At 60.8% G+C, this 19,898-nt stretch carries 20 protein-coding genes and 1 other RNA gene; 17 read left to right on the top strand and 4 right to left on the bottom strand.

The window, feature by feature from the left end; all coding sequences use genetic code 11:
* The 6 genes from rpsI (at position 1) to FEU76_RS13055 (ending at position 4,521) form a co-directional block, all read left to right on the top strand.
* Positions 1–390, top strand: coding sequence for a 30S ribosomal protein S9 (gene rpsI, locus FEU76_RS13030; RefSeq protein ID WP_016913500.1), 390 nt, complete (start codon positions 1–3; stop codon positions 388–390).
* A gap of 208 nt (positions 391–598) precedes the next feature.
* On the top strand, positions 599–1,189 hold the full coding sequence (petA, locus tag FEU76_RS13035; RefSeq protein ID WP_039177424.1) for a ubiquinol-cytochrome c reductase iron-sulfur subunit: 591 nt from the start codon (positions 599–601) through the stop codon (positions 1,187–1,189).
* Positions 1,189–2,448 carry a cytochrome b gene (locus FEU76_RS13040; RefSeq protein WP_039177421.1) on the top strand — a complete coding sequence of 420 codons (1,260 nt, stop codon included), beginning with the start codon at positions 1,189–1,191 and terminating at the stop codon, positions 2,446–2,448. Before petA ends, FEU76_RS13040 begins: the two co-directional genes overlap by 1 nt.
* Entirely contained in the window at positions 2,448–3,215 is a 768-nt protein-coding gene (locus tag FEU76_RS13045) for a cytochrome c1 (protein ID WP_096923167.1), read from the top strand. Before FEU76_RS13040 ends, FEU76_RS13045 begins: the two co-directional genes overlap by 1 nt.
* Before the next feature lie 149 nt (positions 3,216–3,364).
* A complete protein-coding gene (sspA, locus tag FEU76_RS13050; protein ID WP_026001643.1) occupies positions 3,365–3,991 on the top strand; it encodes a stringent starvation protein SspA in 627 nt (208 codons plus the stop codon).
* Positions 3,992–4,050: 59 nt separating this feature from the next.
* The gene (locus FEU76_RS13055; protein ID WP_144983550.1) at positions 4,051–4,521 is read left to right on the top strand and encodes a ClpXP protease specificity-enhancing factor; all 471 of its coding nucleotides are present in this window, start codon (positions 4,051–4,053) and stop codon (positions 4,519–4,521) included.
* 92 nt (positions 4,522–4,613) lie between these two features.
* Here the strand turns inward: FEU76_RS13055 and FEU76_RS13060 are convergent, their stop codons facing one another.
* From FEU76_RS13060 to FEU76_RS13075, 4 genes are read right to left on the bottom strand one after another with little or no spacing between them, the layout of a single operon-like run.
* Positions 4,614–5,186 carry a BON domain-containing protein gene (locus tag FEU76_RS13060; RefSeq protein ID WP_039177412.1) on the bottom strand — a complete coding sequence of 191 codons (573 nt, stop codon included), beginning with the start codon at positions 5,184–5,186 and terminating at the stop codon, positions 4,614–4,616.
* 46 nt (positions 5,187–5,232) lie between these two features.
* On the bottom strand, positions 5,233–5,826 hold the full coding sequence (locus tag FEU76_RS13065) for a phosphoheptose isomerase (protein ID WP_016913507.1): 594 nt from the start codon (positions 5,824–5,826) through the stop codon (positions 5,233–5,235).
* Positions 5,827–5,849: 23 nt separating this feature from the next.
* Entirely contained in the window at positions 5,850–6,245 is a 396-nt protein-coding gene (locus FEU76_RS13070) for a YraN family protein (protein ID WP_144983552.1), read from the bottom strand.
* Positions 6,235–7,743 (bottom strand): penicillin-binding protein activator, encoded by a 1,509-nt coding sequence (locus FEU76_RS13075; RefSeq protein WP_039177404.1) that lies wholly within the window; start codon positions 7,741–7,743, stop codon positions 6,235–6,237. The genes FEU76_RS13070 and FEU76_RS13075 overlap by 11 nt, the downstream gene beginning before the upstream one ends.
* A gap of 112 nt (positions 7,744–7,855) precedes the next feature.
* Between FEU76_RS13075 and rsmI the strand changes: the two genes are divergently transcribed.
* The 11 genes from rsmI (at position 7,856) to murG (ending at position 19,885) form a co-directional block, all read left to right on the top strand.
* The gene (gene rsmI, locus FEU76_RS13080) at positions 7,856–8,713 is read left to right on the top strand and encodes a 16S rRNA (cytidine(1402)-2'-O)-methyltransferase (protein WP_039177401.1); all 858 of its coding nucleotides are present in this window, start codon (positions 7,856–7,858) and stop codon (positions 8,711–8,713) included.
* A 32-nt stretch (positions 8,714–8,745) separates the two neighbouring features.
* Positions 8,746–9,117: RNase P RNA component class A (rnpB, locus tag FEU76_RS13085), an RNA gene on the top strand.
* Between the two features lie 52 nt (positions 9,118–9,169).
* Positions 9,170–10,126, top strand: coding sequence for a 16S rRNA (cytosine(1402)-N(4))-methyltransferase RsmH (gene rsmH / locus FEU76_RS13090; RefSeq protein ID WP_186299145.1), 957 nt, complete (start codon positions 9,170–9,172; stop codon positions 10,124–10,126).
* A 2-nt stretch (positions 10,127–10,128) separates the two neighbouring features.
* Positions 10,129–10,464 carry a cell division protein FtsL gene (gene ftsL / locus FEU76_RS13095; protein WP_039177396.1) on the top strand — a complete coding sequence of 112 codons (336 nt, stop codon included), beginning with the start codon at positions 10,129–10,131 and terminating at the stop codon, positions 10,462–10,464.
* Entirely contained in the window at positions 10,461–12,167 is a 1,707-nt protein-coding gene (locus tag FEU76_RS13100) for a peptidoglycan D,D-transpeptidase FtsI family protein (protein ID WP_039177394.1), read from the top strand. Before ftsL ends, FEU76_RS13100 begins: the two co-directional genes overlap by 4 nt.
* Before the next feature lie 16 nt (positions 12,168–12,183).
* Positions 12,184–13,674 (top strand): UDP-N-acetylmuramoyl-L-alanyl-D-glutamate--2,6-diaminopimelate ligase, encoded by a 1,491-nt coding sequence (locus tag FEU76_RS13105; protein ID WP_144983556.1) that lies wholly within the window; start codon positions 12,184–12,186, stop codon positions 13,672–13,674.
* Positions 13,671–15,029 carry a UDP-N-acetylmuramoyl-tripeptide--D-alanyl-D-alanine ligase gene (locus tag FEU76_RS13110; protein ID WP_144983558.1) on the top strand — a complete coding sequence of 453 codons (1,359 nt, stop codon included), beginning with the start codon at positions 13,671–13,673 and terminating at the stop codon, positions 15,027–15,029. The genes FEU76_RS13105 and FEU76_RS13110 overlap by 4 nt, the downstream gene beginning before the upstream one ends.
* 9 nt (positions 15,030–15,038) lie before the next feature.
* Positions 15,039–16,121 carry a phospho-N-acetylmuramoyl-pentapeptide-transferase gene (gene mraY / locus FEU76_RS13115; protein WP_039177387.1) on the top strand — a complete coding sequence of 361 codons (1,083 nt, stop codon included), beginning with the start codon at positions 15,039–15,041 and terminating at the stop codon, positions 16,119–16,121.
* Positions 16,122–16,196: 75 nt separating this feature from the next.
* Positions 16,197–17,576 (top strand): UDP-N-acetylmuramoyl-L-alanine--D-glutamate ligase, encoded by a 1,380-nt coding sequence (murD, locus tag FEU76_RS13120; RefSeq protein ID WP_144983561.1) that lies wholly within the window; start codon positions 16,197–16,199, stop codon positions 17,574–17,576.
* 11 nt (positions 17,577–17,587) lie between these two features.
* Entirely contained in the window at positions 17,588–18,769 is a 1,182-nt protein-coding gene (gene ftsW, locus FEU76_RS13125) for a putative lipid II flippase FtsW (RefSeq protein ID WP_039177381.1), read from the top strand.
* Positions 18,770–18,787: 18 nt separating this feature from the next.
* Positions 18,788–19,885 carry an undecaprenyldiphospho-muramoylpentapeptide beta-N-acetylglucosaminyltransferase gene (murG, locus tag FEU76_RS13130; RefSeq protein WP_260851406.1) on the top strand — a complete coding sequence of 366 codons (1,098 nt, stop codon included), beginning with the start codon at positions 18,788–18,790 and terminating at the stop codon, positions 19,883–19,885.
* Positions 19,886–19,898: the final 13 nt, after the last annotated feature.

Genomic DNA, 19,898 nt, shown 5'->3' on the forward strand with positions numbered 1-19,898 from the left:
ATGACACAGCAGTATTACGGTACCGGGCGCCGCAAGACTTCCACCGCTCGTGTGTTCCTGAAGCCGGGCTCCGGCAAAATCACTGTCAACAACCGTGAACTCGACGAGTACTTCGGTCGCGTTACCGGCCGCATGGTTGTTCGTCAGCCCCTCGAGCTGACCGAGACCCTGAACCAGTTCGACGTGTATGTGACCGTCGAAGGTGGTGGTGGCTCTTCACAGGCTGGCGCCATCCGTCACGGCATCACGCGTGCCCTGATGAACTACAACGAAGACCTGCGCCCGACTCTGCGCGCTGCTGGCTACGTCACTCGTGACGCACGTCAGGTGGAGCGTAAGAAAGTCGGCCTGCGCAAGGCGCGTCGTCGTCCGCAGTTCTCCAAGCGTTAATTTTACGCTATGCGGCAAAAACGCCCAGGTCCAAGACCTGGGCGTTTTTTATTGGAATATCAAAAAATTATAGTACCTGTACCACCATGGTCCGGGGCGGTTGTTCTTGTGCAGAGCGCTTTGTTTTTTTAACATAGGGCGTATTTGATATTCGTCGCCGCAAGACGCCTTTGCGGCGAAACGGGTAAGCTGATGGGAGAAACCAGAAATGGCAGATAACGGCGTAAACAAAGGCCGGCGCCGTTTCCTCGTGGGCGCCACCTCCGTTGTGGGGGCGGTGGGCGCTGTCGGGGTTGCGGTCCCCTTTGTGGCATCCTGGCAGCCTAGTGCCAGTGCGTTGGCGGCCGGTGCGCCGGTTCGAGCTAACTTTTCCAAGCTCGAACCGGGGCAGCGTGTCACCATCGAGTGGCGTGGGCGGCCGGTATGGATCATCAACCGTACGCCTGAGATGGTCGAGCGTACAGAGAGCCTGGATCCGTCTCGCTTGCGGGATCCAGAGTCCACGGAGCAGCAGCAGCCTGCCTACATCACTGGCCCGTTGCGCTCTGTGCGCCCCGAGGTCGGTGTCATGGTTGGCGTGTGCACCCACCTGGGTTGCTCTCCGTTGTACCGTCCCGAGCCTGAGGCCGCAGTCACAGACAACTGGCCGGGCGGTTTCTTCTGTCCTTGCCATGGCTCGTACTTCGATCTCGCCGGACGCGTCTTCAATAACGTACCTGCACCCTCCAACCTTGAAGTGCCGCCCTATCGTTTCGAGGGTGAGGACATCATCGTTGGTGAAGACGAGGAGGCCGCGTAATGGGTAATCCTAATCGAGTCAAGGCTGAACGCGGCATCATGCGCTGGGTGGACGACCGCTTCCCCGCAACACAAATGATGCAAGACCACCTCACCAAGTACTACGCACCGAAGAACTTCAACTTCCTCTACATCTTTGGTGTATTGGCGTTGCTGGTGCTGGTCAACCAGATTCTGACCGGTGTCTGGCTGACCATGAGCTACAACCCCACGTCGGAAGGCGCTTTCCGCTCTGTGGAATACATCATGCGTGACGTCGAGTACGGCTGGATCATCCGCTATATGCACTCGACCGGCGCCTCTGCCTTCTTTGTCGTCATTTACATGCATATGTTCCGTGCATTGATGTACGGATCATACAAGGCCCCGCGCGAGCTGGTCTGGATCTTCGGCATGGCCATCTATCTGCTGCTGATGGCAGAGGCTTTCATGGGCTATCTGTTGCCCTGGGGTCAGATGTCCTACTGGGGTGCTCAGGTCATCATCTCGCTGTTCGCGACCATCCCTGGTATCGGCCCGGATCTGGCGCAGTGGATTCGTGGTGACTTCCTGATTTCCGGAATCACGCTGAACCGCTTCTTTGCCCTGCACGTGGTGGCGCTGCCTATCGTGATCCTGGCACTGGTGGTGCTGCATATCATTGCACTGCACGAAGTCGGCTCCAATAACCCAGATGGCATCGAGATCAAGGAAAAGAAAGACGAAACCGGCAAACCGCTGGACGGCATTCCTTTCCATCCGTACTACACCGTGAAGGATCTGGTGGGTGTGGCGGTCTTCCTGTTCGTTTTTGCGGTGGTGCTGTTCTACTTCCCGGAAGGGGGTGGTTACTTCATCGAGCGTCCCAACTTCGAGCCTGCCAACCCGATGGTAACGCCTGATCACATTGCGCCGGTGTGGTACTTCACGCCGTTCTATGCCATCTTGCGGGCCATTACCTTCGACTTCCTGGGATTGCGTGCCGAGTTCCTGGGCGTGCTGGCCATGGGTGGCGCTATCGCCATTCTGTTCGTGCTGCCCTGGTTGGATCGTAGTCCGGTCAAGTCCATGCGTTACAAAGGCTGGTTGTCGCGTATTGCGCTCATCATCTTTGCGATCAGCTTTGTGATCCTGGGTGTTCTGGGTGCCATTCCGGCGACTCCGCTGCGTACGCTGGTTGCCCAGATCTGTACGGTGCTCTACTTCGCCTTCTTCATTCTGATGCCGGTGTACACCAGTATCGAGAAGACTAAACCCGTTCCTGAAAGGGTGACTGGCTAATGAAAAAGCAACTGTTCGCACTGCTGTTCGCGCTGCTGCCTTTTATGGCGGTCGCAGCGCCAGGGCCCGATGTGCCTTACTCCATGACGCCGGATCTGCGTGATCAGGAGTCTCTGCAGCGTGGTATGCAGCTCTACGTCAACTACTGCATGGGATGTCACTCGCTGGAGCATCAGCGCTTCTCCCGTGCAGCAAATGATCTGGGCATGCCGCAGGACCTGGTCGAAGAGAACCTGATTTTCTCTTCATCGCTGGGTTACAACGACCTGATGCACATCGCCATGCTGCCGGAAGATGGTGAAAGCTGGTTCGGCGCTGCGCCGCCCGATCTGACGCTGCATGGTCGTCTGCGCGGTCCCGACTGGATCTACTCCTACCTGCTGAGCTTCTACCGTGACCCGAGCCGTCCACTGGGCGTCAATAACGCGGTATTTGATCTGGTGGCCATGCCCAACGTGCTGGAGCCGCTGCAGGGTGTTCAGGAGATGGTCTGCTCGGAAACCGACCAGCCGGTAGCAGGGCAGTCGCCCGACCCGCTGTCTGGCAAGTACCAGTCTTGTGAAGTGCTGCAAGTCACTCAGCCAGGTTCCATGGAGCCTGCCGAGTTCGAGGAAGCCGTCTATGACCTGACCAACTTCCTGGCCTACGTCGGTGAGCCTTCCAAGCTGCAGGCTCAGGCACTGGCGCCCAAGGTGCTGATCTTCATCTTTATCTTTGGTGTGATCGCCTACCTGCTCAAGCGTGAGTACTGGCGGGATGTTCACTAAGCATTAGCCTATGCTTGGTGGGCGGGGCGCACGGCGAAAGCCGTGCGCCCTTTGTTTGTTTATGTGCCCCCAGGGGCTTTGCGTCGCTTTACCATAAAAGGCGGCGGGCGTGTTACTATCGTCTATTGTTTTGATGCGAGGATGCTTTCATGGGTGTTGTGGCCAAGCGGTCGTCAATGATCTTTTACTCAGGTAATGATGATCATTTCAGTCATCGTGTGCGCATTGTTCTGGCTGAAAAGGGAGTGGCGGTCGATATCGTCGATGTTGCTGAGGAACAGCCACCTGAAGAGTTAGCGGACCTCAACCCGTACAACAGTGTTCCCACGCTGCTGGATCGTGATCTGGTGCTCTATGAGTCCAAGGTCATGATGGAGTATCTGGATGAGCGCTTTCCTCATCCGCCGCTGTTGCCCGTCTACCCAGTGGCACGTGCGCAAAGTCGGCTGTGGATGCACCGTATCGAACGCGAATGGTGCCCGATGCTCGAGCTGATCCGCACGGGTGGCAAGAAAGAGGCAGACAAGGCGCGTAAAGAGCTGCGCGAAAGCCTGATCGGCATTTCGCCCATCTTCGAAGATATGCCGTATTTCATGAGCGAAGAGTTTACACTGGTGGATTGCTGTCTGGCGCCCATCCTTTGGCGTCTGCCCGAGCTCAATATCGAGCTGCCGGAGAAGCAGGTGAAGCCGCTGCTGAACTACATGTCGCGCGTATTCGAGCGTGAAGCGTTCAAGGCCTCCTTGAACGAGCGTGAAAAAGAGATGCGCGCCTGAATTCATATGGCCCCTAGCCTGATGGGCAGGGGCCTCACTTGTCAGGAGGAGGGAGACTTATGAAGTCGAGCCGTCCCTATCTCGCCCGAGCCTTGTACGAATGGCTTCTGGATAACGACCTAACGCCTTACCTGGTGGTGGATGCCACGCAGCCGGGCGTAGAAGTGCCGCGCCAGTTCGTTCAGAACGGTCAGATCGTACTCAATGCCGCGCCAACGGCAGTGCGTGACCTGTTCATGGAGAACCAGGCAATTGGTTTCAGCGCTCGCTTTGGAGGTCAGCCCATGCAGGTGATGATCCCCATCCCTGCGTTGATCGCTATCTACGCTCGTGAAAACGGGGCAGGCATGGTCTTTGGCCATGAGCCGGAACTGGATGCCGACGAGCTAGAGGAGGGTGAGGAGTCCTCAGCTGATGAAGCTGCACGACCCGAGCTGACCTTGACGGAAGCACCTTCCAAAGAGGCGTCGGATGCATCGACTGCGTCTGAAAAGCCCAAGAAGAAACCGGCTCTCAGAGTGGTCAAGTAGCCGGGCTTTTAGCCTGGTCATGGCTAAATGGTCATGACTAAAAAAAGCCTCGCCAGTCACGCTGGCGAGGCTTTTTGTTGCCAGGACGAAGCTCAGTTCAGGTAATCGAAGACCTTGACGATGCGCTGAATGCCGGCCACGCCGGACGCCGCATTGACGATTCGGTCGGCTTCCTCACGAGTGACCATGCCCATCAGGTACACGGTGGCATTCTCGGTGGTGACTTTCAGCTTGGAGGAGTCGATCTGATCATTGGTGGCAAGGTGGCTGATGACATTGGTGGTCAACCAGGTGTCGGCCAGACGCTGGCTGGCGGGCAGGTTGGCTGCAATGGTCAGTTCGTTGTGCAGCTGATTGACGCCGCGCAGGTTGGAAGCCACGTTGCCTGCCATGGTTTTCAGTTCATCGCTAGGTACTTGGCCGACCAGCAGCAAGGTGCCGTTGTAGCTATGGGCACGAATCCGCGCGTCGCCCAGCCGAGCATCGGAACGTGACAGAGAGCGCTCCACTTCGCGTTCGATGGTGGCATCGACGGCTTGGACATCGCTGCTGCGCTGGCCGTAGTTGGAGGGGTTGGAACCGCTGTTGTTGGCACAGCCACTGAGCAGAACCGCGCCGCACAGCGTAGCGACCAAGAGGGAGCGAGAAGAAAAACGTAGGGCCATTGAGATGACTCCTTTATCGATATAATTCGTTGACCTGAGCGCGCTGTCAGGCAGCGCCGCCAAACAGCTGTTCGTCAATTAAATCACACAGACAGTGAATGACCAGCAGATGGACTTCCTGTATGCGCGCCGTCGAGGTGGCGGGCACGCGTATTTCACAGTCATCCTGGCCAAGCAGCGACGCCATGTTGCCACCGTCACGCCCTGTGAGAGCCACCACCGTCATGTCGCGATCATGGGCTGCCTGGATGGCTTGAACGATATTGGCGGAGTTGCCGCTGGTCGAGATGGCCAGCAGGACATCGCCCGGTTGACCCAGCGCACGAATCTGTTTGGAAAATACTTCGTTGTAGCTGTAGTCGTTGGCGATGGAGGTAAGCGTCGACGTGTCGGTGGTCAATGCCAGCGCAGGCAGGCTGGGGCGCTCGCGCTCGAAGCGGTTGAGCAGTTCCGAAGAGAAGTGCTGGCTGTCGCCTGCGCTGCCGCCATTGCCGCAGGCCAGGATCTTGCCTTCGTTGACCAGGCACTGAACCATCATTTGGCTGGCCACTTCGATAAACGGTGGCAGCACCTCGCTGGCATAGGTCTTGGTATCAATGCTGGCATTGAAGTGGTTGAGAATGCGAGATTGAAAGTCCATCAGGGCTTCCCGGTTATAGAGTATTAATAAGCGTCAAAAGCCGCTTGTTCCCATTCGAACGTCAGCTCGGGTGGCATGCCTGTGATCGCTAGAATATCAAAGCGGCAAGGGCAGTCGAGGCCATGCCTTGCAATATAGAGCGTGGCAGCCTTTACCAGACGGCGACGTTTCTGTGCCGTCACGGTCTCCAGTGGATGCCCGTGCTCCGTGTTGGCGCGGTGTTTGACCTCGATGAACACCAGAATATCCCGATCATACATGATCAGGTCCAGTTCGCCTCCCTTCACGTGGTGGTTGCTGGCCACCAGCCGAAGGCCTTTCTCCTGCAGCCATTGAGCGGCGATTCGCTCAATGGCTGCTCCTCGGTAGCGTGCGCTTTGCGGGCTACGTTGCGGACTATGTTGCGGGCTACGGCTCATTGCCCAAGAGGCCAGGGATCAGGATGGGCGCGGGCGTACCGTTCTGGAACTTTGCCCACGGGAGTTCGCGATGAATGCGGCCGTCGCTGGCCAATGACATGCGACCGGTGCTGCCGTTCAGGCCATTGATGTCCGAGAGGTCCGACATGCGTTTGGCCAGCTCGTAGGCATCGACGCCCATGGCCATGAGGCGGAACATGGAGGCGTCGGACTCTTCGCGCAGCTGTTGGTAGGTGGCGTAGAAGGGCAAAACTTCCTCTCCACCGACGGCTGCGTCAGGAATCTGCCAGGGGATGTCCATGAACATGACGTCGTTGAGGTCCTGGTCCAGACGAGTCTGTCGGCGGCCTTCATGCAGGTGCGAGGTGGCGTAGATCGGCAGGTCAGGTGCGTAATAGTAATCCATGGTGGGCGGCACCTGGCGCGCGTAGTCGGGCAAGGCGAGCAGGAACAGGGCGTCGATGTTGCCCAGGCGAGCCCGTTCGCCGCTGACGTTCAGTGCAGTTTGGACGGCATTGGACACCGGGCTGCTCGGGTTGTAGCGCACGGCATTGGTGACTTCGCCGCCCAGGCGCTGGTACTCGTTCCAGAAGGCTTCGCCCACTCGGCGCCCCCAGTCGTTATCCGGCACCATGACGGCTACCTGGCGGTGCCCGTCCTGATAAGCACGGCGGGCTGCCTGGCGTGCTTCGTCTTCGGCTGACAGGCCATACTGCAGCAGGCGCTGGGCCTGATTGCTGGCATTGTTGCCGTAGTTGAGCGCCAGTGTGGGCAGCGGAACGCTGTCGCGCTGTTCCAGCTGGGTCACCTGATCCTTGTCGAGCGGGCCGATCAACAGCTGTGCGTTCATTTGTTCGGCACGGCTGTAGATTTCATCCAGAGAGTACTGGGAGGCGTCGATGAAGGTCAGCTGTACGCCATCATTGCTGATCTCATTGTGGCGGCGCATGGCCGTGGTCAGCGTACCGGCCACGCTGCTCAGAGGGCCGGATTCCGGCAGGGCTACGGCGATGCGTCGCACGTCGGTGCCTTCCAGCTCCGGCAGCGCGACTTGCACGTCGTCAGGGCGTTGGTCCAGCGCTTCCTGGGCCCATTGGCGACGCTCTGCCAGCGTTTGCTGCTGATTGGCCTGCATGGGCAGTTCGTCATCCAGTACTTGCGTGGCGCGCAGGACCGCTTGCGGGTCGTTCATGCCGCGGGCCAGTTCCGAGAACAGCATGGCCCAGCGCAAGCGATCGGTATCGCCCAGTTGGGCTTCATCGATGCTGCTGGCGGCCTCGAAAGCGCTCTCTCGCTGACCCTGGCGGGCCAGGATGTTGGCCGCTTCCAGGCGCGTTTGGGCAGCCTGTTCGGGAGCCTGCTGCTCTGCCTGGCTGAGCAGTCGTCCTGCGTCCTGATCGGGGGCTCGGTCAACGACGCTGGGCGGCTGCATGGCACACCCGGTGATGAGAAGTGCCATGAAGGCAGTGGCCAACAGGCCACGAAGTGACTGTTTCATGTATCCTTCCTTAGTTTCCATTTGCGCTGTCGCGGCCTATGAGCAGGTTGATCTCACGTTGAGTAAGCATAGCGCACCGTCAGGGCAAGCTATTAATAAATCGGGAGTCACGATGACACACCAACCTCCGGGCACATTGTACGTGGTTGCTACGCCAATTGGGAATTTGGACGATCTGTCGCCTCGCGCCGCTCGGATACTTGCCAGTGTGGCGCGCATCGCCGCCGAGGATACGCGCCATAGCGGACGTTTGTTGGCCCATCTGGGGGTCAATACCCCCATGATATCACTGCATGAGCATAACGAAGCGCAGCGCGTGGATAGCCTGGATCGTTATCTTGTGGCAGGGGAAGACATCGCTCTGATCAGTGATGCCGGCACGCCGCTGATCTGTGATCCGGGATTCGTGCTGGTGCGCGAGCTGCGTGCGCGTGGGCGTCATGTGGTGCCCTTGCCTGGTCCTTGTGCCTTGATCACGGCGCTGTCGGCGGCTGGCCTGCCCACGGATCGCTTCACTTTTGGCGGTTTTTTGCCTGCCAAGTCCAGTGGCAGGCGGCAGGCGCTGGAACGGTGGGTGGCCCGGGAGGAGACGCTGGTGTTTTACGAGTCGCCTCATCGTATCCTGGCGACGCTGGAGGCGCTGGCAGAGCAGATGCCCGAGCGCAGCGTGGTGCTGGCCAGGGAACTGACCAAGACTTTCGAGACGTTTTTGCAGGGAACGCCTGCGCAGCTGCTGGAACAGATGGAGCAAGATGCCAATCAGGCGCGTGGTGAGTTCGTGATCGTCATTGCCGGAGCGGCGCCCGTCGAGCAGGGTGATGAGCAGTCCGTGGAGGCAGATGCGCTGCTGGCGGCGCTATTGGCCGAAGGTGTCGGGGTCAAGCAGGGGGCGGCGGTGGCGGCGCGATTGATGGGGGGGCGCAAGCAGCAGTGGTATGCCAGATTGCAGGCAATCAAAGGCGAGCATTGAGGCCAGGGCGGGGCGCTGGTATGCTTGCCGCCGGAGTTGGCCAGACAGTCGCCGCTAATATGCTCGCAAGAGCCGTTGGGGGAGGAAAGTCCGGGCTCCACAGGGCAGAGTGCCAGGTAACGCCTGGGCGGCGAGAGCCGACGGAAAGTGCAGCAGAGAGTAGACCGCCTAAGTTTCTGACATCAACCTCAGGAACCGGTAAGGGTGAAAGGGTGCGGTAAGAGCGCACCGCGCGCCTGGCAACAGTGCGTGGCATGGTAAACCCCACTCGGAGCAAGACCAAATAGGGACCCAATGGCGTGGCCCGCGCTGGGTCCGGGTAGGTTGCTTGAGCGCTGTGGTGACGCAGCGCCTAGAGGAATGACTGTCCACGACAGAACCCGGCTTATCGGCCGACTCCCCATTTCCATGAAAGGCGTGCAGGGCACGCCTTCCCAAATTTTGTGTGAGAGTAACATGCCTTCTGCCGACGCCGATCAGGTCGCTTCCCGTTTTCGTCACACCAGCGTGTTATTGGACGGGGCCGTCGATGCGTTGATCCATGATCCCGACGGTGTCTATCTGGACGGCACGTTCGGCCGCGGGGGGCACTCGCGTCTCATCCTGTCGCGGTTGAGTGAACAGGGCCGCTTGTTGGCCATGGACCGCGACCCACAGGCCATTGCCGCCGCTGCGGAAATCACCGACTCGCGTTTTGAGATCACTCGTCGTGAATTTGCGCGGCTGGCGGAATTCGCCCAAGAGCAGGGCGTACATGGTCGGTTGTCAGGCATCCTGCTGGATATCGGCGTGTCGTCGCCGCAGTTGGACGATCCCGAGCGTGGTTTCAGCTTCATGCGCAATGGCCCGTTGGACATGCGCATGGACCCCACGCAAGGCGAGAGTGCAGCAAGCTTTCTGGCCCGTGCCAGCGAATCCGAGATAGCCAGCGTCTTCAAGACCTATGGCGAAGAGCGCTACGCCAAGCGGTTGGCCAATGCCGTGGTCAAGCGGCGCGTCGAGCAACCTTTCACGCACACCGTGGATCTGGCCGACGTCCTCAAGGCAGCCCATCCCGCCTGGGAAAAGGGCAAGCACCCGGCGACCAAGGCGTTTCAGGGACTGCGTATTTACCTCAACGGCGAGCTGGAACAGCTGGATGGCGCTTTGGAAGCGGCCCTGGAAGCCTTGGCGCCGGGTGGGCATCTGGTGGTCATTAGCTTTCATTCGCTGGAAGACCGCCGCGTCAAGCGCTTCATTCGCCACCATGTACGCGGAGATACCCATCTGCCGCGTGGCGTTCCCATCCGTGATGATCAGTTGAATCGCCGCCTCGAGGCCTTGGGCAAGGGGAACCGTCCCAGCGACGAAGAGGTGGATGCCAATCCCCGGGCCCGCAGTGCCGTCATGCGTGCCGCCCGTAAGCGAGCGTGACCATGAGCCTTGATCGCTTCGAACGATGGCTGTCTACGTTGCAGGCCGAGTGGCCATTTCAAGTGCGTCTGCGCCTCTGGCCGCTGCTGTTGGTCGCCCTGTTTGCCTTATGTCTGCTGACGGCGTTGTCGGTGGTGATGACCACCCACATGACTCGGGTACAGTTTGCCGAGCTGCAGCGTCTGGAGCAGGAGAAGAATCAGCTGCAAACCGAATGGGGGCAGCTGTTATTGGAAGAGGGTGCCTGGTCGACACCGGCACGCATCGAGCAAATTGCCACGGAACGGCTAGAAATGCGTATTCCAGACGTCAACGATGTTGAGGTTATTCGTCCATGAGACGCGAAGGTCGGGGAGGGAAGTCCCGTCAATATCCCATTGCACCGCCCTTGGCTGGCGGTCGTTTCTTTTTCATCTTGCTGGTGGTAGGGCTGGCCTCTGCCATTCTGATCGGTCGTATCACGCTGCTCCAGGTCATCGACCGCCCCTTTTTGCAAAGCCAAGGGGACGCGCGCACCCTGCGTCATGAGGCCATTCCGGCACATCGCGGCATGATCACCGACCGCAATGGTGAGCCATTGGCCATCTCGACGCCTGTGGTGACCCTGTGGGCCAACCCGCAAGAGTTGCCTGGCGATGCCATTCAGCGAGTCATGCTGGCCCAGGCCCTGGGGATGTCGCTGGATGATTTCGATGCCCGGGTCGCGCGCTTTGCCAGTCGAGAGTTCATGTATCTGCGTCGCCATATGACCCCGGAAGCTGCGCAGCGAGTGCTGGATCTGCGCACCCCCGGGGTGTATCCGCAGCGGGAGTACAAGCGCTATTACCCGGCAGGGGAAGTGGTGGCCCAACTGCTGGGCGTCACCAACGTCGATGACGTGGGGCAGGAGGGGCTGGAGCTTGCTTATCAACCTTATCTGGCAGGTCACCCCGGCCAGCGGCGCGTCATCAAGGATCGGCGGGGGCGTCTGGTGCGTGAGCTGGGGGTGATCCGTGATGCCCAGCCGGGGGGCGAGCTGACGCTTTCCATCGATCAGCGCATTCAGTACATGGCCTATCGTGAACTGCGCGCCGCCGTTGCCGAGCACGAGGCGGACGGCGGCGTGCTGGTCATGATGGATGCACGCACTGGCGAGGTGCTGGCCATGGCCAACCTGCCCTCCTACAACCCCAACAACCGTGCAGGGCTCGATCCTCGAGGGCTGCGCAATCAGGCCCTGGTGGATGTCTTCGAACCCGGGTCGGTCATGAAGCCGCTGGCCATGGCGGCGATCCTCGAAAGCGGCGTATTTGACCGCGATGTGGTCGTCGATACGTCGCCGGGCTGGATGCGCATCGACCAGTTCACCATTCGTGATATCCGTAATTACGGGCAGTTGGATCTGGCGGGTATTCTGGAAAAATCTTCCAACATCGGTATGTCGCGGTTGGCGCTTCAGCTCAGCGATACGGCGATCTGGGAAAAGTACAATCAGTTGGGCTTTGGGCAGGGGCCGGGTACCGGTTTTCCTGGCGAGTCCACGGGTAGCCTCCCGGCACCGGTGCGGTGGTCGCGCAGTGAGCGTGCGGCGCTCTCCTATGGCTATGGTCTGTCGACCTCTGCGCTGCAGATTGCCAGTGCCTACACGGCATTGGCCAACGGCGGTGAGCGCCTGCCGCCCTCGCTGTTGAGGTTGTCCGAGCCTCCACAGGGCATTCCTGCCATCTCGCCTAGCGTGGCAGATGACCTTCTGGACGTGCTGGAAACGTCCGTGGGGGCCTACTCTGGTGGGCGGCGTGCTCGGGTAGAGGGCTACCGAGTGGGCGGCAAGACCGGTACGGTGCGCAAGACCAGCCAGCAGGGTTACGCCACGGATGCCTATCGCAGCGTCTTTGCTGGCATAGCACCTATCTCTGATCCGCGCATCGTCACGGTGGTGATGATCGATAATCCTCGGGCGGGACAGTTTTATGGCGGGGCGGTGGCGGCCCCCGTATTTTCCAGCGTCACCGGCAACGCGCTGCGGCTGCTGGATGTGCCGCCTGATCATGACGTTGAATAGCTTTCAAGGAGTAGGCATGACTGTGAGCCTCGACCAGTTTCGGGCCGCCCTCAAGGCGGTGTGGCCAGGCGCTGGCTTGCCGGAGCTGCCGCCGCTGCCCGTGTCGCTCGATCTGGTGACCGATTCGCGCAAGGTGGCACAAGGAGATGTCTTCGTGGCGGTGCCCGGTAGTCAAGGGGATGGCCGCGAGTATATCGAGCAAGCCCTGGAGAGAGGCGCCTCGCTGGTGCTGGCGCATACGCGGCAGGCCGAGCTGACGCTGCAGGGCAAGGTGCTTTCGCTGCCTCATCTGGCCCTGCGGCTGGGTGAGCTGGGGCGCTCGCTTTATCAAGTGCCTGATGGCCTGGAGGTGATCGCAGTTACGGGAACCAACGGCAAAAGCTCGGTCACGCATTATATCGCGGCATTGAGTGAGCGCTTGGGCACTCGGGCTGGAGTGGTAGGCACCCTGGGCGTTGGGCGCCCGGGGCAGCTAATGGATACCGGGCTGACGACGCCCGGGCCGCTGGCGTTGCAGGCCACCCTGGGGCAGCTAGGGCGCCAAGGGGTCCAGCGCGTAGCGCTGGAGGCCTCTTCCCATGCGCTGGACCAGCACCGTCTGGAAGCAGTGAACGTGACGGTCGGCGTGTTCACCAATCTGACCCGGGATCATCTGGACTATCACTGCAGCATGGCGGCCTATGCTGCGGCCAAGGCCAAGCTGTTCCGTCGTCCTGAGCTGACCCTGGCGGTGGTCAACGGTGACGACTCCCTGGCTCGGCTGATGCTGGCAGGGTGCGAATCCCATGTGCGTGTGCTGGCGACGGGCAGCGATGAGGCGGTGACGCTGCGTATCCTCGATTGGCATCCGTTGGAAACCGGTCAGCAGGCTCTGATTGCCACGCCCGAGGGCGAGAAAGCGCTCGAATTGCCGCTTCTGGGGCGCTTCAATCTGGATAACGTGCTGCTGGCCATCAGCGTGTTGTACGGGCTGGGCGAGTCGCTGGATGCGCTGTTCGAGGCGGCGGCCAAGTTGAGCCCGGTGCCGGGTCGCATGACGCGCTTTGGCGGGGGCGAATCGCCTTGTGTCGTGGTGGATTATGCCCACACGCCTGACGCGCTGCAAAATGCGTTGGAAGCACTGCGTGATCACTTGGGGAGCCAAGGAAAGCTCTGGTGCCTGTTTGGCTGTGGTGGTGAGCGCGATACCGGAAAGCGCGCGGAAATGGCTAGGGTAGCCGAGCGGCTGGCCGACCGTGTGGTGGTGACCGACGACAATCCTCGCCGTGAATCTGCCGCCGAAATTCGTCAGCAAATTTTGGCGGGTTTTCACGATCCGCAGCGGGTGGAAGAGATTGGCGATCGGCGTCAGGCCATCCTGCATGCCGTGGCTCAGGCAGGTTCTCAGGATGTGGTGCTGGTGGCTGGCAAGGGTCATGAGGCTTATCAGGAAGTCGAGGGTGTTCGACACGCCTACCAGGATGACGAGCAGGTGCAGCAAGCCATTCGAGCGCGAGGTGGCCGCTGATGTGGACCCTTGGCGGAGTGGCTGCGGCGCTGAGTATTCCGTTGGCGAGCGAAGCGACTGACGTTGCGATCAGCCAGGTAGTGACGGATACCCGCCAGATCGTGCCGGGTTGCCTGTTCATTGCCCTGAAAGGCCCGCGCTTCGATGGTCACGATTTCGTCGAACAGGCCCGAGAGCTGGGCGCCGTAGCGGCACTGGTGGAGCATCCCGTGGAGAGTCCGCTGCCGCAATTGCGCTACCCGGATACGCGCTTGGGGCTGGGGCTGTTGGCGTGCGCATGGCGGCGACGCTTTACGCTGCCGCTGGTGGCGGTCACGGGGAATAGCGGAAAAACCACGGTCAAGGAGATGGTGGCAGCCCTGTTGGCGCCACTCGGTGAGGTGCTGGCGACCATCGGCAACCTCAATAACGATATCGGGGCGCCGCTGACACTGTTACGTCTTGGGTCACAGCACCAGGCGGGTGTCATCGAACTGGGGGCCAATCATTTGGGTGAAATCGCCTGGACCGTTGGTTTGGCGGCCCCCAGGGTGGCCATCATCACCAACGTGACGGGCGCTCATGTAGGTGAGTTTGGTGGCATGGGTCAGATTGCCCAGGCCAAGAGCGAAATTTTGTCAGGGCTCGATCAGGATGGCGTGGCCATCATCAATGCCGATGATCGCTACTTCCCTTTCTGGGCGGCCTGTGCGGCCCCCAGACGAGTGGTCAGCTACGGGGTGCAGGGCAATGCGGACGTAAACGCTTCGGCTCTTTCCTGCGACTCACAGGGGCGTTATGCTTTCACGCTCGTTGTCGGAGGTGAGCCGTTGGGGCGCGTAACGCTACCCCTGATCGGCAAGCATAACGTCAGTAACGCCTTGGCCGCCGCTGCCGCTGCCCTGGCGCTGAGCGTTCCTGCCCCGCAGGTCGTGGCTGGGCTGAATCGGTTGTCGGCATTGCAGGGCCGCTTGAGCGTGGTGCCCGGCATTCGCGGCACGACGCTGCTGGACGACACCTACAATGCCAACCCTGGCGCGGTCAAGGCGGCTCTGGATGCCTTGGCGAGCTTTCCTGCCCCTCGCTGGTGCGCCCTGGGCGCGATGGGAGAGCTGGGAGATGAATCTGAACGGCTGCATGCCGACGTAGGAGCGTATGCTGCGTCGCTGGGGCTGGACATGCTGTTGACGGTTGGCGAGGCAGCCAAGGCTGCCTCGGATGCCTTTGGTCGCGGGCTGCACTTCGACGACCACGAGACGCTAGTGCGTCATGTTATTAATTCTCTGCCACCTGACGCCACGCTGCTGGCGAAAGGATCGCGCAGTGCCGGCATGGAAAGAGTCATTGCTGCGCTGCGTGCGGATGACACAAGGTAAGCGCCGTTCATGTTACTTCATTTGGCGAATTTTCTAGCTCAATTCCAAACTGCGTTTCAGGTGTTCAATTATTTGACGCTGCGCGTCATTCTCGCCGCGCTCACCGCGCTGATGCTGTGCCTTTGGCTGGGGCCTTGGGTGATACGTCGCCTGGTCGAAGGGCAGATTGGCCAGGCCGTTCGCGACGACGGCCCACAGTCGCATCTTTCCAAGGCAGGTACGCCGACCATGGGCGGCGCCATGATCCTGCTGGCGATTGCGATCAGCACCTTGCTGTGGGGTGACCTGACCAACTATTACGTCTGGATCGTGCTGCTGGTGACGCTGGGCTTTGGCGCCATCGGGTGGGTCGACGATTATCGTAAAGTGGTCGAAAAGAACCCGCGAGGCCTGCCAGCACGTTGGAAGTATTTCTGGCAGTCGGTGGTCGGCCTGGGAGCCGCCATCATTCTGTACGCCACGGCCACCACGCCCGCCGAAACCAGCCTGCTCATTCCGCTGTTCAAGGACGTTGCGCTGCCGTTGGGCTTGTTCTACATCGTATTGAGCTACTTCGTCATCGTCGGTAGCTCCAATGCCGTCAACCTGACCGATGGCCTGGACGGTCTGGCCATCATGCCCACCGTGCTGGTGGCCATGGGGCTGGCGGTGTTTGCCTATGCCAGCGGCAATGCCGTATTTGCCAACTACCTGCATATTCCCTTCATTCAGGGAACCGGCGAGCTGGCCATTTTCTGTGCCACGATTGCCGGTGCTGGCCTCGGCTTTCTGTGGTTCAACACCTATCCCGCCCAGGTGTTCATGGGCGATGTGGGTGCGCTGGCGCTAGGGGCCGCCCTGGGCGTGGTGGCGGTCATCGTGCGCCAGGAGATCGTGCTGTTCATCATGGGCGGTATTTTCGTGCTGGAAACCGTGTCGGTCATTCTGCAGGTCGGCTCCTACAAGCTGACGGGGCGACGTATCTTCCGTATGGCTCCGCTGCATCACCATTACGAACTCAAGGGATGGCCTGAGCCGCGCGTGATCGTGCGTTTCTGGATCATCACCGTTGTCCTCGTTCTGCTGGGACTGGCCACCCTGAAAGTGCGTTAGTCATTGGGTAGTCGTGTCAGGGTGGCCGTGTCAGGTTGGACAAGGCCGCTCTGATTCAGGCACAAGGAGTCGTTCATGGTGAAGGTACCTCAGGGTGTTACCGTTGTTGTCGGGCTGGGCATTTCCGGTCAGGCGATCTGTCGCCACCTGGACCGCCATGGAGTGCCTTTCATGGTGGCCGATACCCGCGAGATGCCGCCTGGCCTCGCCGCGTTCCAGCAGCGTTATCCAGCGATTGATTGCCACTGTGGGCCGCTGAGCGAGCTGGATTTCAGCGATGCGTACGAGGTGGTGGTCAGTCCGGGCGTCGACCCGCATTCGGCAGGCCTCGACGGGCTGTTGGAGCGCGTCAATCCTGCCACCGGCGAGCCGATACTGGTGGGCGAAACGGCGCTGTTCAGGCGTCTGGTGCGTGCCCCGGTGGCGGCGATTACGGGTTCCAATGCCAAGTCCACGGTGACTACGCTATTAGGCGAAATGGCCAAGGCCTCGGGAGTGTACGCTGCCGTGGGGGGTAACCTGGGCACGGCGGCTCTGGATCTGTTGGCCGACCACCCCGATGCCGAGCTTTTCATCCTCGAACTATCCAGCTTTCAACTGGAAACGACGCCTCGCCTGGGGGCGGCGTCGGCTGCGTTTCTCAATCTATGCGATGATCATCTGGACCGTCATGGCGATCTTGCGGGTTACCGTGAGGCGAAGCAGCGCATTTTCATCGGGGCGGAGCACGCGGTGGTCAACGCCGATGACCCCATGACCTGGCCTCTGGATGCCCTGGAGCGTGTCGAGCGTTTCGGGGTAGGTGTCCCGTCCGGCAGTGACTGGGGGTTGGCCGATATCGATGGACGCCGCTATTTGATGCACGGCGAGACGCCGTGGCTGGCGGTGGATGAGCTGGCCATCACCGGACAGCACAATCAGTTGAACGCGCTGGCAGCGCTGGCCATGGGCCAGGCGCTGGGCTTCGATCGTCAGGCCATGTGCGAGGTGTTGACCACGTTCAAGGGGCTGCCGCACCGTAGTGAAGCCGTTGCTGAGGTGAACGGGGTTCGCTGGGTCAACGACTCCAAAGGGACCAATGTCGGCGCGACCCTGGCAGCCATCAATGGTATTGGCGTCGCGCTCACAGGCAAGATCATCCTGCTGGCCGGTGGCGTGGGCAAAGGTGCCGACTTTACGCCGCTGGCCGCGCCGCTGGCGAGCTACGCAAAGGCCGCGCTACTCTATGGCGCAGACGCCGAGCGTCTCGACAGCGTGCTTGGCCCTTGCCTTCACACTCAGCGTGTCGAAACACTGACACACGCGATGGAAGCAGCATGGCACCTGGCCGAGCCAGGGGATTGTGTGTTGCTCTCGCCAGCGTGTGCCAGCCTGGACCAATTCGCCAACTACCAGGCGCGGGGCGACCTGTTTCGCGACTGGATCGAGCAGAAACAGCGTGAGAGTGCCCCATGAGCGACGAATCAATGAGTAGGGTGCAACGACTGCGTGAAGCGCTGGCAACCCGCCACCTGCCTTGCGATGTCTGGCTGATTGTCGCGGCGGTCGCGCTGGCGGGGCTGGGCTGGGTCATGGTCAGCTCCGCGTCGATAGGGCTACTGGAAAATAGCTATCACTATGCCCGCCAGCACGGCATCTTTCTGGTGCTGGCCATCATGGCATGCCTGTTCATGGTGTGTGTGCCGCTGGAGCTGTGGCGTCAGAACGCGGCATTGCTGCTGCTGTTCAGCATCTTCATGCTGGTCGTGGTACTGGCCGTGGGTCAAGAAGTCAACGGCAGCAAGCGCTGGATTGCCCTGCCGGGGCCGCTTCCCAGCCTGCAAGTCTCGGAATTCGGCAAGCTGGGGCTGATCTTTTACATGGCAGCGTTCATGTCGCGCTTCACTTACGAATTGCGCCAGCGTGCTTTTACCATGTGGCGCCCCTTGGCAGTACTGGCTATTCCTGCCTTCCTGCTGTTTCTTGCCCCGGATTTCGGCGGCATGGTGGTGTATGCCGTCTGTGTAATCGGCATGCTGATGATGAGTGGCGCTTCGCTGACGCTGTTGCTGGGCAGTGGGGGGGTACTGGGGTTTGGTGCCGTGATGATGGTCGTCATGGAGCCGTATCGACTGGCGCGCTGGACCAGCTTCCTGGACCCGTGGGCCGACCAGTTCGCCACCGGGTATCAGCTGACGCAGGCATTGATCGCGTTTGGGCGTGGTCATGTGACCGGCACCGGATTGGGCAACAGCGTGCAGAAGCTGCACTATCTCCCTGAAGCCCATACGGACTTCATTTTTGCGGTGGTGGCCGAAGAACTGGGCATGATCGGAGCGATTGCCGTGGTGCTGCTGTTCACCCTGTTCATCGTGCGGGCCATGTGGGTGGGCCGGCGAGCAGAGTTGGCCGGGCATCTGTTCGGTGCCTACGTGAGTTACGGAATCGGCTTTATCGTGGCAGCTCAGGCGTTTATCAATATGGCGGTGAGTGCTGGCTTGCTGCCGACCAAAGGGCTGACCCTGCCGCTGATCAGCTACGGGGGGTCCAGTCTGCTGGTCACTGGGATGATGGTGGGGCTGTTGCTCCGGGTGGATGCAGAAACTCGGCATCGCCCGCGCCGATTGTCGACGCCTTACCGTGCTCGCCGAGAGCCGCGGTTGACGTAATTATTCAAGGAGCTGTTTGTGGCGATACATGCGGGTCGACGGGTATTGGTCATGGCGGGAGGAACGGGAGGGCACGTCATTCCGGCGCTCTCGCTGGCGCGTGCCCTCCAGGCCCAAGGGGTGACCGTGGAGTGGTTGGGTAGCCCACGGGGAATTGAAAACCGCCTGGTGCCCGAGGCGGGCATTCTGCTGCATACCATTGCGATCAGTGGGTTGCGCGGCAATGGCGCCGCTGGCTGGCTCAAGGCACCGCTCAACCTGTCGCGCGCGGTGCTCCAGGCACGTGGTGTCATCAAGCGTTTCAAGCCGGATGTCGTGGTGGGGCTGGGCGGATTCGCCAGCGGCCCTGGCGGTCTGGCGGCCCGGTTATCAGGTATTCCGCTGGTCATTCATGAACAGAATGCCGTGGCAGGGCTGACCAACAAGGTGTTGTCGCGACTGGCGACGCGGACGTATGCCGCGTTCGAAAATGCGTTTGGCACGCGTGCCGAGGTGATCGGCAACCCGGTACGTGATGATATCGCCGCGCTGGGCGAGCAGCCCCGCCAGGTGGCCGACATGCAGGGCAGGCCGCTGCGCCTGTTGGTGGTAGGCGGCTCCCTGGGCGCGGTAGCGTTGAACGAGCGCCTGCCTGTGGCCTTGGCTGCGCTGCCGCCGGAGCGACGTCCCGAGGTGCGTCACCAGGCTGGCAAGGAGCGCGATCTCGCCACGGCAGAGGCCTATGCTCAACAGGCGGTAGTCGCCGAGGTTTCGCCGTTCATCGATGATATGGCCGCTGCCTATGCCTGGGCAGATCTGGTCGTTTGCCGAGCCGGTGCGCTGACGATTGCCGAACTGGCGGCGGCGGCCAAGCCCGCGTTGCTGGTGCCGTTTCCTTTTGCCGTGGACGACCATCAACGGGTAAATGCCGACGTGCTGGTCCAGGCGGGCGCGGCCCTATGTATCGTTCAGGCCGAGCTGACGCCTGATTATTTAAGTAACCTTTTGGAACAATTACTCCACCCAGAGACTCTGGCAGAGATGGCCGTCAAGGCACGTCAAGCCGCGTCTTTGAACGCGACCGAGCGCCTGGCCGAAGGCTGTCTCTCGCTGGTGAAGCAAGGAGAAACTGCGTGACCGAGTCAGTCAA

Source organism: Halomonas sp. C22 (genome assembly GCF_007655045.1).
GTDB classification, from domain to species: domain Bacteria; phylum Pseudomonadota; class Gammaproteobacteria; order Pseudomonadales; family Halomonadaceae; genus Vreelandella; species Vreelandella hamiltonii.

Excerpts from the sequence above, each read along its gene's own strand:
- rpsI (WP_016913500.1), top strand. The coding sequence starts at position 1 with ATGACACAGCAGTATTACGGTACCGGGCGCCGCAAGACTTCCACCGCT.
- petA (WP_039177424.1), top strand. The coding sequence starts at position 599 with ATGGCAGATAACGGCGTAAACAAAGGCCGGCGCCGTTTCCTCGTGGGC.
- FEU76_RS13040 (WP_039177421.1), top strand. The coding sequence starts at position 1,189 with ATGGGTAATCCTAATCGAGTCAAGGCTGAACGCGGCATCATGCGCTGG.
- FEU76_RS13045 (WP_096923167.1), top strand. The coding sequence starts at position 2,448 with ATGAAAAAGCAACTGTTCGCACTGCTGTTCGCGCTGCTGCCTTTTATG.
- sspA (WP_026001643.1), top strand. The coding sequence starts at position 3,365 with ATGGGTGTTGTGGCCAAGCGGTCGTCAATGATCTTTTACTCAGGTAAT.
- FEU76_RS13055 (WP_144983550.1), top strand. The coding sequence starts at position 4,051 with ATGAAGTCGAGCCGTCCCTATCTCGCCCGAGCCTTGTACGAATGGCTT.
- FEU76_RS13060 (WP_039177412.1), bottom strand. The coding sequence starts at position 5,186 with ATGGCCCTACGTTTTTCTTCTCGCTCCCTCTTGGTCGCTACGCTGTGC.
- FEU76_RS13065 (WP_016913507.1), bottom strand. The coding sequence starts at position 5,826 with ATGGACTTTCAATCTCGCATTCTCAACCACTTCAATGCCAGCATTGAT.
- FEU76_RS13070 (WP_144983552.1), bottom strand. The coding sequence starts at position 6,245 with ATGAGCCGTAGCCCGCAACATAGTCCGCAACGTAGCCCGCAAAGCGCA.
- FEU76_RS13075 (WP_039177404.1), bottom strand. The coding sequence starts at position 7,743 with ATGAAACAGTCACTTCGTGGCCTGTTGGCCACTGCCTTCATGGCACTT.
- rsmI (WP_039177401.1), top strand. The coding sequence starts at position 7,856 with ATGACACACCAACCTCCGGGCACATTGTACGTGGTTGCTACGCCAATT.
- rsmH (WP_186299145.1), top strand. The coding sequence starts at position 9,170 with ATGCCTTCTGCCGACGCCGATCAGGTCGCTTCCCGTTTTCGTCACACC.
- ftsL (WP_039177396.1), top strand. The coding sequence starts at position 10,129 with ATGAGCCTTGATCGCTTCGAACGATGGCTGTCTACGTTGCAGGCCGAG.
- FEU76_RS13100 (WP_039177394.1), top strand. The coding sequence starts at position 10,461 with ATGAGACGCGAAGGTCGGGGAGGGAAGTCCCGTCAATATCCCATTGCA.
- FEU76_RS13105 (WP_144983556.1), top strand. The coding sequence starts at position 12,184 with ATGACTGTGAGCCTCGACCAGTTTCGGGCCGCCCTCAAGGCGGTGTGG.
- mraY (WP_039177387.1), top strand. The coding sequence starts at position 15,039 with ATGTTACTTCATTTGGCGAATTTTCTAGCTCAATTCCAAACTGCGTTT.
- murD (WP_144983561.1), top strand. The coding sequence starts at position 16,197 with ATGGTGAAGGTACCTCAGGGTGTTACCGTTGTTGTCGGGCTGGGCATT.
- ftsW (WP_039177381.1), top strand. The coding sequence starts at position 17,588 with ATGAGTAGGGTGCAACGACTGCGTGAAGCGCTGGCAACCCGCCACCTG.